The sequence below is a fragment of the Pontivivens marinum genome (genome assembly GCF_900231835.1).
Classification (GTDB): Bacteria; Pseudomonadota; Alphaproteobacteria; order Rhodobacterales; family Rhodobacteraceae; genus Pontivivens; species Pontivivens marinum.
In genome coordinates this window covers 1,040,954-1,054,356 of sequence record NZ_OCTN01000001.1, presented here as the reverse complement: position 1 = coordinate 1,054,356, position 13,403 = coordinate 1,040,954, and the positions used below count along the sequence as shown (strand labels likewise).

The following is a 13,403-nucleotide window of genomic DNA, read 5'->3' as shown; positions in this document are numbered from 1 at the left end:
GGATACGGGGCGGAGTGCAAACACCTTTCCAGCGGTCGGATTGCTGTCAAATTGCACGGTGTTGCGACGTGGCTATACCGTGGGGTACCTTTTCGTTTATGTTTCCCCGGTGAAACGCAAACGAAAAGGTGCCCAATGTCCGACGCGCAACAGCCTGCATCGAAACCTGACCGGCGGCGGATCGTATCGTCGCGCCATCTGGCGGATGGCGATGGGTGGGAGGCATCCGAATTCGAATATGGCCTGATTATCGCGCAAAACGCCTTTAGCCGCTGGACGATGCGGTGCATGGCGGCGGCTGGGAACTCGGAAATCAGCGCGTTGGAAATATTAGTTCTGCACAATGTTAATCATCGGGGTCGCGATAAAAAACTGACCGATATCTGCTTTTTGCTGAACATCGAGGACACGCACACGGTGAACTATGCGCTGCGCAAATTGTTAAAGATGGGCGTTCTGGTTTCAGAAAAGCGTGGAAAAGAAGTGTTTTACCGGACATCCGAGGAGGGCGCGGCGCTGTGCGATGCCTATCGTCGGGTGCGCGAACAGTGTCTATTGGACGGGATGCAGCGTACGGATATTTCCGGCGAATCCCTACGGGAAATGGCCACAAATCTGCGCGCGCTGTCTGGATTATATGATCAGGCCAGCCGCGCGGCGTCTTCGCTCTAGACGCTGGACTCCATGCGGGATTAGGTTTCGCACGGAGGTGGCCATATGGATCTTAACGAAGCAATTGACGCACGACGCGATGACCTGATCGCGTTGACGCAGGACCTGATCCGGATGCCAACGCTGAACCCGCCGGGCATCGGGTATCTGGAGATATGTGAATTCCTGCGCAATCGACTGACGCGCAGCGGATTCGAGGTGACGCTGGTGCGGGCCGAGGGGGCGCTGGGGGACAGCGACAAATACCCCCGTTGGAACGTGGTGGCGCGCAAGGAGGGCACGCGCAAGGGCGAGTGTGTTCATTTCAACTCGCATACCGATGTGGTTGAGGTCGGTCATGGCTGGACCAAGGACCCGTTCGGTGGTGAGCTGGAGGACGGCAAGGTTTATGGCCGTGGGGCCTGCGATATGAAGGGGGGCCTGGCCACCTCGATCATCGCGGCGGAGGCGTTTATCGCCACCTATCCCGATTTTGCCGGCGCGATTGAGATTAGCGGAACGGCAGATGAGGAATCAGGCGGCTTTGGCGGCGTGGCCTATCTGGCGGAAAAGGGCTGGTTCGATCCGACCCGCGTGCAGCACGTCATCATCCCCGAACCGTTGCACAAGGATCGTGTCTGTCTGGGCCACCGTGGTGTTTGGTGGGCGGAGATCGAGACCAAGGGCCGCATTGCCCATGGCTCCATGCCGTTCCTTGGCGATTGCGCCGTGCGCCATATGGGCGCCGTCGTGGCGGAGATGGAGGACAGCCTGTTCCCCGCATTGGCCCAAAAACGCACAGCTATGCCAGTGATCCCCGAGGGGGCAAAGCAGTCCACGCTGAACATCAACTCGTTCCATGGTGGTGCTGCGGTGCCTGAGGAAGATTATACCGGTCTGCCCGCGCCCTGTGTGCCGGATCGGGCCAGCATGATCATCGACCGTCGATTCCTGATGGAGGAAGCGATTGCCGATGTGAAGGGTGAGATGCACGACGTTCTGGAACGTGTTGCCGCGCGGCGTGAGGGGTTCGATTATTCGGTCAGCGATATGTTCGAGGTTCTGCCCAGCATGACCGAACGTGATGCGCCTGTTGTCACAGCGGTCAGCGATGCCATTCGCGACATTCTGGGCAAGGAGCCGGATTACGTGGTTTCCCCCGGCACCTATGACCAGAAACATATTGACCGGATCGGGCGTCTGAAAAACTGTATCGCCTATGGTCCGGGGGTTCTGGATCTGGCGCACCAGCCGGATGAATGGATCGGCGTGGACGACATGCTGGATTCGGCCAAGGTGATGGGGCAGGCTCTACGAGTGCTGCTCGATTGTGCGGGCGCGAAATAAAATTGCTTGGGCGCGACGTCAGGCGTAGATTTCTGGCGCGCGCTCGGATGTACTCGCGGCCGACTGCTCTGCACTGCAACAACATGGAGATACCGATGAAAACTCTGGCCCTTACTTTGGCGGCGGCGCTGTGCGCAACAACCGCTATGGCACAGAATACCTCGATCACGCTGGGCATGCAGTTGGAGCCGCCGAACCTTGACCCGACAGGCGCCGCAGCAGGGGCCATCGACGAGGTGGTTTACGCCAATATTTTTGAGGGCCTGACCCGATTTGGGTCCGACGGCGCGGTTCTGCCCGCGCTGGCGCGTGAGTGGGAGGTCAGCGAGGACGGCCTCGTCTATACTTTCACCTTGGTTGAGGGCGCTACATTTCATGACGGCACCGCGTTTGACGCGCAGGACGTAAAGTTCAGTCTGGACCGCGCCCGCGCCGAGGACAGCACAAACGCGCAAAAGGCGCTGTTTGCCAGCATCGCGGATGTTGAGGTTCTAAGCCCGACGCAGGTCGCCATCACGTTGAGCGCGCCAAACGGTGCGCTGCCGTTCAACCTGGCATGGGGTGATGCGGTGATCGTGGCTGAGGAATCCGCCGCCGATAACGCAACCAACCCCGTTGGTACCGGCCCGTTCCGCTTTGCCGATTGGGTGCAGGGTGATCGCGTCGAGATGGTGCGCAACGATGATTACTGGGGCGAGGCTGTGGCGCTGGAAAGTGCGACGTTCAAGTTTATCTCGGACCCGACTGCTGCCTTTGCTGCGATGATGGCGGGCGATCTGGATGCGTTCCCGACATTCCCCGCGCCGGAAAACCTGATCCAGTTCGAGGCGGACCCACGCTATAACGTCATCGTCGGCTCGACCGAGGGTGAGACGATTTTGGCCATGAATAACGGGTTGGAGCCACTGAACAACCCGCTGGTGCGTGAGGCTGTTTCCCGTGCGATCGATCGTCAGTCCATCATTGATGGCGCGATGTTCGGTTACGGCACCCCGATTGGCACGCATTTCGCGCCGCATAATCCGGCCTATGTTGACCTGACCGAACTGTCGGCATTCGATCCTGAGCGGTCGCGTGAATTGCTGGCTGAGGCAGGATATCCTGACGGCTTCACCACCACGCTGAAACTGCCGCCGCCCGCCTATGCGCGCCGTGGGGGTGAGATTATCGCCGCTCAACTGCGCGAAGTCGGCATCACCGTCGAAATCCAGAATGTCGAGTGGGCGGACTGGCTGGAGACTGTGTTCCGCGGGCGCGATTATGGTTTCACCATTGTCAGCCACACCGAGCCGATGGATATCGGCATCTATGCGCGTGACGGCTATTATTTCGACTATGCAAAGCCTGAATTCGTGGCGCTGATTGATGAGCTGGAGGCAACCTCGGATGAGGGCGCGCGCACAGATCTGATGCAGCAGGCGCAGCAGATGATCGCTGAGGAGCATGTAAACGCGTACCTGTTCCAGTTGGCCAAAACCGGTGTTGCTGATGCGCGGTTGCGTGGATTGTGGGAAAATTCCCCGACACAGGCGAATGATCTGACCGGCGTTAGCTGGGCTGAGTGAACTTTAGTTGAAGTTTGAATGAACCTTTCAGGGGTCTGGGCTTGACCCGGACCCCTTTTCGTTGCGCAGTGCGCCATGTGAAATTTAAGGAGGCCTCATGGCTTATGACGCGCTGATCGCTCATGTGAAACAAACGGAGTCGATCTCGCAGGCGCAGGGGATCCTGGGGTGGGATCAGGAGGCAGTGATGCCCCCTCGTGGTGCCGAACAGCGGGCCGAACAGATGGGCGCGTTGGAGGCGGTAATCCACGCCCGCCGCACCGATCCGCGTGTTGGCGACTGGCTGGCCGCAATTGACGAGGGCACGCTGGATGACGGTGCCCGCGCAAATCTGCGCCTGATCCGGCGGGATTGGCAGCGCAATCAAAATATGCCCGGCGATTTGGCTGAGGCGATTGCCCGCGCCACCAGCCGTGGCCATGGCGTTTGGGCGCAGGCACGGGCGGCATCTGATGTTTCCGCGTTTTTGCCCACATTGACCGAAATTGTGAACCTGAAGCGTCAGCAGGCCGATGCGCAGTGTCTGGATCGCGAAAGCCGTTATGACGCCTTGCTGGACGGGTTTGAGCCGGGCATGAAAACCGAGCCGCTGGACGCGATTTTGGGATCCCTGCGCGCACCGCTATCGGATTTGCGGGCGCGGATTGCGGGCAGTGGGCGGCAGCTTGCCACGCTTGAGGGGCAATTCGGGCCGGACGGTCAGATGGCCATCGCCCGCGAATTGGCCGGCGTGTTCGGTTATGACTGGACTGCGGGCCGGATGGATCTGGTGACGCATCCGTTCTGTTCCGGCACGCTGGGCGATGTGCGGATTACAACGCGGGTGGATGAGGCGCGTCCCTTTGATTGCCTATATTCCACCGTGCATGAGGTCGGCCACGCCGTTTATGAGCAGGGCCTGCCTGTCGCGCTGGAGCGGACCCCAGCGGGCAGTCATGCCAGTATGGGTGTTCATGAAAGTCAAAGCCGGGTGCTGGAAAACCAGCTTGGCCGATCGCGCGCGTTCTGTGGCTGGCTGCACGGGCGGATGGTGGACACCTTTGGCATCGATATGGATGCGGAGACATTTTATGGCGCGGTGAACTATGTTTCCCCCGGATTTATCCGGACGGAGGCGGACGAGGTGCATTACAACCTGCACGTCATCATGCGCTTTGATCTGGAGCGTGCCTTGATCGCGGGCGACCTAGATGTTGCCGATCTGGAGGGCGCATGGAACGAGCGGTTTGCTGCTGATTTCGGACAACACGTTACCGATCCGGCGCAGGGCGTATTGCAGGATGTGCACTGGTCGGCGGGTCTGTTCGGCTATTTCCCGACTTATTCGTTGGGCAATATCTATGCGGCTGCATTGCATGAAAAACTGGCGGCGGCGGTGCCTGATCTGGACGCGCAATTGGCGCAGGGCGATACAAGCGCGGTTGTGCAATGGCTGGGCCAGAACGTGCACCGGCATGGTTCCGTTTTGTCCGCGCCTGAATTGATGCAGCAGGCGGTTGGTGGTGCCGTGACCAGCGCGCCGTTGGTTGCCTATCTGGATGCGAAATTCAGTGATTTATACGGGATCTGAGGGGCGGCGCTCAGTTGAGAAGCAAGGGGCGCATTTACGCCCTGTTAACCATCGGCGCGCAGGTTGGACATATCGAACAGGCCGTGACGGTGACGACCGTTTTGTGGGTCGGCTGTTCGGGATTTCCCGTTTGCGGCCCAGTGTGGAGGGCGAATTTTGAACGGCTTGGATGCGGTAATGATCCGTTGGCAATTTTGCGCAGATGACGGGGGGGGCTGCCCGTGTTGATGCATGTTGCGCGGCGGTTGCTCTCTCTTGTTCTGACGCTGGTTGTTGCGTCGGTCCTGATTTTTTGCGTGATCGAGGTTCTGCCCGGTGATCCGGCTGCCTTTATGTTGGGCATGAACGCCCAGCCCGAAGCCGTTGACGCCCTGCGCGCCCAGATGGGTTTGGATGCGGGGCTGGTCTCGCGCTATTTCACATGGGCGGGTGGATTGCTGACCGGTGATTTCGGGGCCTCCTATACCTACCGTGTGCCGGTGGCCGAACTGATCGGGGATCGGGTTTGGGTCAGCCTGCCGCTGGCGTTATATGCGCTGTTGTTGTCCACAATCATTGCCTTTCCCATCGGGATTATTGCCGCGATGCGGCGGGGTAAGGCGGCAGATTACGGGATTATGGGTGCGACCCAGCTGGGTATCGCGATCCCGAATTTCTGGTTCGCAATGTTTCTGGTCGTGATCTTTGCCATCAACCTGCGCTGGGTGCGGGCCGGTGGCTTTCCCGGTTGGGAGGATCCGCTGGCCGCGATTGGCGCGCTGACACTGCCGGCGATTGCGCTGGCATTGCCACAGGCCAGTATCCTCGCACGGATCATGCGGTCCGCCCTGATCGACACATTGGACGAGGATTACGTGCGCACCGCGCGGGCCAAGGGGCTGAGCCAAGGTGGCGTTGTGCGCGGTCACGCCCTGCGCAATGCGATGATCCCCGTGCTGACCATCATCGGGTTGCAGTTTTCCTTTCTGTTGGCCGGCGCGATTATTATCGAGAACGTCTTCTACCTGCCCGGTCTGGGCCGGTTGCTGTTTCAGGCGATCAACCAGCGCGATCTGATCGTGGTGGAAAGCACGGTGATGCTGCTGGTCATGGCGGTGGTTGTGGTCACGTTCCTAGTCGATATGGCCTATGCCATCGTAGATCCGAGGTTGCGGCGATGATTTCACGAAATCTGATTTTAGGCGGTGTGCTGAGCGGATTATTCGCGGTGCTGGCCGTGCTCAGCTTTGTCTGGACGCCGTTTGACGTGGAAACGCTGTCGATCCCTGACCGGATGTTGCGGCCATCGGGTACGCATTGGCTGGGCACGGACCAGTTAGGCCGCGATATCTTTTCGATGCTGATGGTGGGGGCGCGAACCTCGCTGGCGGTGGCGCTGGCCTCGGTTGTGATCGGGATGGGGGTTGGTGTGCCGCTGGGCCTGACGGCGGCGGCGCGGCGCGACGGGTTGCTGGATGATGTGATCATGCGTGGCAACGACCTGATCTTTGCGTTCCCGTCGATCCTGATCGCGATCCTGTTCACGGCGCTGGTCGGGCCCAGCGTTTGGAACGCGATTCTGGCGATTGGTATTTTCAACATTCCGGTCTTTGCGCGCCTGTCGCGTGGCGCGGCGTTGAGCCTGTGGAGCCGTGAATACATCATGGCCGCGCGGGTCGCGGGTAAGGGCGCGGCGCGGATTTCAGCCGAGCATATCTTGCCCAACATCGCCAACCTTCTGATCGTGCAGGGAACGATCCAGTTTTCTGTCGGTATCCTGGTCGAGGCGGCATTGAGCTATGTTGGCCTTGGCGCGCAGCCACCCCTGCCCAGTTGGGGCCGGATGTTGGCCGATGCGCAGACGTTGATCTCGCTCGCGCCGCATATGGCGCTGTTCCCCGGCTTGGCCATTGTGTTGAGCGTGCTGGGCCTGAACCTGATGGGGGACGGGTTGCGCGATGTGTTTGATCCAAAGCTAAAGCGGGGGCGGGCGCGATGAGTTTGCTATCGGTACAAAACCTGTCTGTGCAGATCGGGAGTGTCCAAATCCTGCGGGATGTCTCACTGGAAATGGCGCCGGGGCAGGTGCTGGGTCTGGTTGGCGAAAGCGGGTCGGGTAAGTCGATGACCGCGCTGGCCATCATGCGCTTGCTGGCCGAGGGGATGCAGGCGTCCGGCTCTATCGTGTTGCAGGGGGAGGTGCTGGACACCCTCAGCGAACGGCAGATGTGCATGCGGCGCGGGCGGAATGTCGGCATGGTGTTTCAGGAGCCGATGACGGCACTGAACCCGCTGCACACGATTGGCGATCAGGTGGCGGAAACGGTGCGCCTGCATACCAAAACCGGCCGCCGTGCCGCGTTGGTACGCGCGCGTGAGGTGTTGGACCGTGTCGGGCTGGAACATATCGGCCTGAACCGGTTCCCGCATGAGCTGTCGGGCGGGCAACGTCAGCGGGTTGTGATTGCCTGTGCCATAGCCCTTGCCCCGAAACTGCTGATCGCGGATGAGCCGACAACCGCGTTGGATGTGACCACGCAGGGTGAGATTCTGGAGTTGTTGCGCCGTCTTGTGCGTGAGGACGGCATGGGCCTGATCCTGATCACCCACGATTTGGCCGTGGTTGCGGAAATGGCGGATGAGATTGCAGTGATGCAAACCGGCCGCGTGGTGGAGCGGGGCAGCGTTGATGATGTGCTGCTGCGTCCGCAACACGACTATACCCGCGCCTTGCTGGCTGCGTCGGTCCATCAGCCCGTGCGTCAGGTGCGGCTGGAATCGGAGACTGTTTTGCAGGTCCGCGATGTTCGGCGCAGCTACCCGGGTGCACGCCGTCTGATCGGGCGCGCGCCACCGGTACAAGCGGTGCGGGGCATCAGCTTTGACCTGAAACGCGGTGAAAATCTGGGTCTGGTCGGGGAAAGCGGGTCGGGTAAATCGACGCTGGCGCGGGCCTTGCTGGGGTTGGAACCGGTGCAAAGCGGCGAAATCCGGCTGGGTGAGTATCTGATGGACGCCGATGCATCCCGCGCATTGCGCCGCCGTATCGGCGTTGTGTTTCAGGACCCTTTCGGCAGTTTCGACCCCCGTTGGACGGTTGAGCGTTTGGTAGCGGAGCCGTTCCACCTGCTGGACAACCCACCCCCACGGCGCGCAGCGGTTGAGGAGGTTTTGGTGAGTGTCGGGATGAAGGCCAGCGACGCGGACCGCCACATCCATGCCTTTTCCGGCGGGCAACGGCAGCGGATCGCGATTGCGCGGGCGTTGATTATTCGCCCCGATATCATCCTGCTGGATGAGGCGGTCAGCGCGCTGGATGTGCAGGTGCGTGCGCAGATTCTCGATCTGTTGGCGGAGCTATCTGCCAAATATGAGGTCAGCTATCTGTTCATCAGCCATGACCTTAGCGTGGTGCGGGCGATCACCGACCGCGTGATGGTGATGCAGTTGGGGCAGATCGTGGAAAGCGGCGAGACGGAGCAGGTCTTTACCGCGCCACAGGCCGATTATACCCGCCAATTGCTGGCCGCGACGCCCCGCTTGCCCGAGGGTGTCGCTAACTGAGTGCTGCGCGTAGGGCCGCCGTCAGGCGGTCCGCCGTGCGGCTGATGCGAGCGGCGCGCAGGTCATCCTCGTGCCGGATCATGTGAAAGCTGCGGGTGAAGGCAATCTGATCCGGCAGGATTTGTTGCAGCTCTGGCCGTTTACGCGCCACGAAATCGGGCAGGATGCACGCGCCCTCACCCGCCGCGGTCCAGTCGAGTTGGATGCTGAGCGAGGTGGAGGTCAGTTGCGGGCGCAATTCGGCACCAACCATCGGGACGTAATCCAGCTCCTTATCAAAGATCATATCGGCGATGTAGCCGATGAACCGCACATCCTGTAGCGCGCTGATCTGTGTCAGTTTGTGGCGGGCGATCACCTCGGCTGTGGCGTATAGGTGCAGGTTGTAATCCGCGACACGGCGCGTGCGCAGGCGGCTGGCGCTGGGCGGCGTTAGCGCGATGGCGATGTCTGCCTCACGCTGGCTGAGCGAAAAGACGCGGGGCAGGGCCACCATTTCCAACCTTAGATCGGGATGGGCATCGGCAATACGTGCACAGGCGGGGCCGAGAATGGTGGAGGCGACGCCCTCGGGCGCGCCAATGCGAACGGCGCCTGACAAACGCTCGGTCTGGCCGGCCAAACTGTCGGCGGCGCTGCTGGCGGCGGCCTCCATTGCGGTGGCGGGATCGGTCAGGCGGCGACCTGCCTCGGTCAACGCGTATCCCCGTTGCGAGCGGTCAAACAGCCGTGCATCCAGCGATTGTTCCAGTGCTGCAATGCGTCGGCCAACGGTTGCTGCATCAATTCCCAACGCCCGCGCCGCGCCCAGTAAGGTGCCGCGCCGCGACAGCTCCAGAAAAATCCGCAGGTCATCCCAGCTCGGTTTCGACATGATGCAATGCTCCTGCATTTTTGCAGTATCGGTCAGGGAATTTACCTGTCGATCCGGCGTAGACGCAAGGCTAAGGTGCCCCAAAATTTGGGAGAATGACTATGCAGCAGCTATGGCACTTCATCGACGGTAAGCGCGTTTCGGGAACCTCGGACCGCAAGGCTGACATCTATAACCCCGCAACGGGTGAGGTTCAGGCGCAGGTTCCACTGGCCAATGCCGCCGATATGGATGCGGCTGTTCAGGGCGCAGCCAAGGCGCAGGTCGCATGGGGCGCAACAAACCCACAGCGTCGCGCACGGGTCTTGATGGAATTCGTTCGCCTGCTGCACCGTGACATGGACAAATTGGCCGAGGCGTTGAGCCGCGAGCACGGCAAGACCCTGCCAGATGCCAAGGGCGACGTGATCCGTGGTTTGGAAGTGGCGGAGTTCTGTCTGGGCGCGCCGCACCTGCTAAAGGGTGAGTACACGGACGGCGCCGGCCCCGGCATCGACATGTATTCCATGCGTCAGCCGCTGGGCGTTGCAGCGGGGATTACTCCGTTCAATTTCCCCGCCATGATCCCGATGTGGAAATTCTGCCCGGCCATCGCGGCGGGCAATGCGTTCATCCTGAAGCCATCCGAGCGCGATCCATCCGTACCGCTGATGTTGGCTGAGCTGATGCAGGAGGCGGGTCTGCCCGACGGTATCTTGCAGGTCGTCAATGGTGACAAGGAAGCGGTGGATGCGATCCTCGATCACGAGGGTATCTCGGCTGTTGGCTTCGTCGGCTCAACCCCGATCGCGGCCTATATCTACGAGCGTGGCTGCGCGAACGGCAAGCGGGTGCAGTGTTTCGGCGGTGCCAAAAACCACATGATCATCATGCCCGACGCGGACATGGATCAGGCGGCGGATGCGCTGATCGGTGCTGGCTTTGGCGCGGCGGGCGAACGCTGCATGGCGATTTCGGTCGCGGTGCCGGTGGGTGAGGAAACCGCAGATAAGCTGATGGCGAAGCTGGCGCCCAAGGTCGAGGCCCTGAAAATCGGTCCTTACACCGGCGGCGACGACGTCGATTTCGGCCCGCTGGTCACGGCAGAGGCAAAGAGCCGCGTTGGCGGTCTGGTGGAATCCGGTGTTGAGGCGGGCGCGAAGCTGGTCGTCGATGGGCGCGGTTTCTCGATGCAGGGATATGAGGACGGCTTCTTCTTTGGCGCATGTCTGTTCGACCATGTCACACCGGATATGGATATCTACACGCAGGAAATCTTTGGTCCTGTGCTGGTGACGGTACGGGCCGAGAATTACGAGGACGCGTTGAAGCTGGCCATGGATCATGAATATGGCAACGGCACCGCGATCTTTACCCGCGATGGCGATGCGGCGCGTGATTTTGCGAACCGGATCAATGTTGGCATGGTTGGCATCAACGTGCCGATCCCTGTGCCGCTGGCATACCACACCTTTGGCGGCTGGAAGAAATCGAGCTTTGGCGATTTGAACCAGCATGGGCCGGATGCCTTCCGCTTCTACACCAAGACGAAGACCGTTACGGCCCGTTGGCCCAGCGGTATCAAGGATGGGGCCGAGTTCTCCATTCCGGTGATGAAGTAAGGGGGACGGTCGGGGCGATTTCGTGGGGGATCGCCCCGACCAACTTTGAAAGGGACGCGCATGGATTTCGCACTGAGTGACGAGCAATCGGCGATTGCGGAAATGGCCACGGATTTCGGGCGGGACCGTCTGGGCCCGTCGGCCATTGCGGCGGAAAGTGCCGGTATCGATCGGGCGCTGCTGTCCGAAATCGGTGCGTTGGGCATGGGCGCGATTTACTGTGCCGAGGATCACGGCGGTTCGGCGTTGAGCCGTCTGGATGCCGCCCTGATTTTCGAGGGGTTGTCGCAGGGCGATCCGTCCGTGGCGGCGTTCGTTTCGATCCACAATATGTGCGCGTGGATGATCGACAGCTTTGCCGATGATGCGTTGCGGGCCGAGGTGATCCCCGGATTGGCGTCCTTCGACACCGTGGCCAGCTATTGCCTGACAGAACCGGGCAGTGGCTCGGACGCGGCATCGTTGAAAACAACGGCGCGGCGCGATGGCGATGATTACGTTCTGAACGGGACCAAGGCATTCATTTCCGGCGGCGATTATTCCGATTGGTACGTCGTGATGTGCCGTACCGGTGCTGACGGCCCCAAGGGGATTTCGGCGGTGCTGGTGCCCAAGGGTGCGGCAGGCCTCAGCTTTGGCGCGCAGGAACGTAAAATGGGGTGGAAGGCGCAACCAACCGCGCAGGTTCAGTTCGACGATTGCCGCATTCCCGCCCGATACTTGATCGGCGCGGAGGGCGACGGATTCCGCTTCGCCATGAAGGGGCTGGATGGCGGGCGTCTTAACATCGCCGCATGCAGTTTGGGCGGGGCGCAGGGCGCGCTGACCAAAACCCTGACCTATATGGGTGAGCGTAAGGCATTCGGCGCGACCATTGACACATTCCAGGCGCTGCAATTCCGGTTGGCGGATATGGAGACGCAGCTACAGGCCGCCCGTATCTTCTTGCGTCAGGCCGCGTGGAAGCTGGACCAGAAATCGCCCGATGCAACGCAGCATTGCGCGATGGCCAAACGCTTTGTCACCGATGCGGCGTTCGAGGTGGCGAATGACTGCCTGCAATTGCATGGTGGCTATGGCTACCTGGAGGATTACGGCATCGAAAAGATCGTGCGCGATCTACGGGTGCATCAAATCCTGGAGGGCACCAACGAAATCATGCGGGTCATCGTCGCGCGTAAGCTGCTGGCGGACCGTGGAAACGGCTAAAGGATACTATTCGTGAGCGACACAGATTTCCGGATCGAGGGCCATGCAGGGCGGATCACGCTGAACCGGCCAGAGGCATTGAACGCGCTGACCCATCAGCAGATACTCGATATCGAAAAACACCTGATCGCGTGGCGTGACGATCCAGCCGTGCAGTTGATTCTGATCGACGGCGCGGGGGATCGGGCCTTTTGCGCGGGTGGTGATATTCAAAAGCTATACGATAGCGGGCGCGCGGGCGATTACGATTATGGGCGGCAGTTCTGGGCCGATGAATACCGGCTGAACGCGCTGATCTGGAATTACCCCAAACCCTATGTCGCGATCATGCATGGCTTTGTCATGGGCGGTGGCGTTGGCGTGTCCGCGCTGGGCTCGCACCGTGTGGTGACGGATGGCACGCAGGTGGCGATGCCGGAATGTGCCATCGGGTTGATCCCTGACGTTGGTGGATCAATGCTGCTGGGCTGCGCGCCGGGGCGGCTGGGCGAATATCTGGGCCTGACGGGTGCACGGATGGGACCTGCCGATGCGATCCACGCGACCTTTGCCGACAGCTATGTTCCGACGGAGCATATCGAGGCGCTTAAAATGGCGCTGTGCGTTAAGGGACCGGATGTGATCGACGCCTTTGCACAAACGCCTGAACAGGGGCCGTTGCAGCAGGCGCAGCCACAAATCGACGAGCATTTTGGCGGCGAGTACGCGATGGATATCATCCGCTCGCTGGAACACAAAAATGGGGAATGGGAACAGGCGACGTTGAAAATGTTGCGCCGGAATGCTCCGTTTTCCATCGCCTGCGCGGTTGAGGCGATCCACCGTGCGCGCAACCTGAACCGGTTGGAGGACGCGCTAAAGCTGGAATACCGCTTTACCGCCCGCTGCATGGAACATGGCGAGTTTCTGGAGGGCGTGCGCGCCGCCGTGATCGACAAGGATCGTAACCCGCAATGGGCCGTCGCTCGGCTGGAGGAACTGGCGCAGATCAGTGTCAGCCAGATGTTGAGCCCCTTGGGCGCGGACGAACTGAAATTATAACA

At 60.7% G+C, this 13,403-nt stretch carries 11 protein-coding genes; 10 read left to right on the top strand and 1 reads right to left on the bottom strand.

Annotation, left to right across the window (positions count from 1 at the left end):
* Positions 1 to 135 precede the first annotated feature (135 nt).
* From CR254_RS05255 to CR254_RS05225, 7 genes are all read left to right on the top strand, one after another.
* On the top strand, positions 136 to 672 hold the full coding sequence (locus CR254_RS05255) for a winged helix DNA-binding protein (protein WP_097928726.1): 537 nt from the start codon (positions 136 to 138) through the stop codon (positions 670 to 672).
* Positions 673 to 717: 45 nt separating this feature from the next.
* Positions 718 to 1,998, top strand: a complete 1,281-nt coding sequence (locus tag CR254_RS05250; RefSeq protein WP_097928725.1) for an acetylornithine deacetylase/succinyl-diaminopimelate desuccinylase family protein — start codon at positions 718 to 720, stop codon at positions 1,996 to 1,998.
* An 83-nt stretch (positions 1,999 to 2,081) separates the two neighbouring features.
* Complete coding sequence (locus CR254_RS05245; protein WP_097928724.1) at positions 2,082 to 3,563, top strand: ABC transporter substrate-binding protein; 1,482 nt, start codon at positions 2,082 to 2,084, stop codon at positions 3,561 to 3,563.
* 97 nt (positions 3,564 to 3,660) lie between these two features.
* Complete coding sequence (locus CR254_RS05240) at positions 3,661 to 5,133, top strand: carboxypeptidase M32 (RefSeq protein WP_097928723.1); 1,473 nt, start codon at positions 3,661 to 3,663, stop codon at positions 5,131 to 5,133.
* Between the two features lie 227 nt (positions 5,134 to 5,360).
* Entirely contained in the window at positions 5,361 to 6,293 is a 933-nt protein-coding gene (locus tag CR254_RS05235) for an ABC transporter permease (RefSeq protein ID WP_425440246.1), read from the top strand.
* On the top strand, positions 6,293 to 7,111 hold the full coding sequence (locus CR254_RS05230) for an ABC transporter permease (protein WP_097928909.1): 819 nt from the start codon (positions 6,293 to 6,295) through the stop codon (positions 7,109 to 7,111). The genes CR254_RS05235 and CR254_RS05230 overlap by 1 nt, the downstream gene beginning before the upstream one ends.
* Positions 7,108 to 8,676 carry an ABC transporter ATP-binding protein gene (locus tag CR254_RS05225; RefSeq protein WP_097928721.1) on the top strand — a complete coding sequence of 523 codons (1,569 nt, stop codon included), beginning with the start codon at positions 7,108 to 7,110 and terminating at the stop codon, positions 8,674 to 8,676. The genes CR254_RS05230 and CR254_RS05225 overlap by 4 nt, the downstream gene beginning before the upstream one ends.
* On the opposite strand, the gene CR254_RS05220 is transcribed toward CR254_RS05225, so the two are convergent.
* A complete protein-coding gene (locus CR254_RS05220; protein WP_097928720.1) occupies positions 8,669 to 9,550 on the bottom strand; it encodes a LysR family transcriptional regulator in 882 nt (293 codons plus the stop codon). The two genes, CR254_RS05225 and CR254_RS05220, sit on opposite strands and share 8 nt — an antisense overlap.
* 101 nt (positions 9,551 to 9,651) lie before the next feature.
* On the opposite strand from CR254_RS05220, the gene CR254_RS05215 reads away from it, so the two are divergent.
* Genes CR254_RS05215 through CR254_RS05205 form a run of 3 tightly spaced genes read left to right on the top strand, consistent with a single transcriptional unit; the run spans position 9,652 to position 13,401 of the window.
* Positions 9,652 to 11,151, top strand: coding sequence for a CoA-acylating methylmalonate-semialdehyde dehydrogenase (locus CR254_RS05215; protein ID WP_097928719.1), 1,500 nt, complete (start codon positions 9,652 to 9,654; stop codon positions 11,149 to 11,151).
* 60 nt (positions 11,152 to 11,211) lie between these two features.
* Positions 11,212 to 12,360, top strand: coding sequence for an acyl-CoA dehydrogenase family protein (locus CR254_RS05210; protein ID WP_097928718.1), 1,149 nt, complete (start codon positions 11,212 to 11,214; stop codon positions 12,358 to 12,360).
* 12 nt (positions 12,361 to 12,372) lie between these two features.
* Positions 12,373 to 13,401 (top strand): enoyl-CoA hydratase/isomerase family protein, encoded by a 1,029-nt coding sequence (locus CR254_RS05205; protein ID WP_097928717.1) that lies wholly within the window; start codon positions 12,373 to 12,375, stop codon positions 13,399 to 13,401.
* Positions 13,402 to 13,403: the final 2 nt, after the last annotated feature.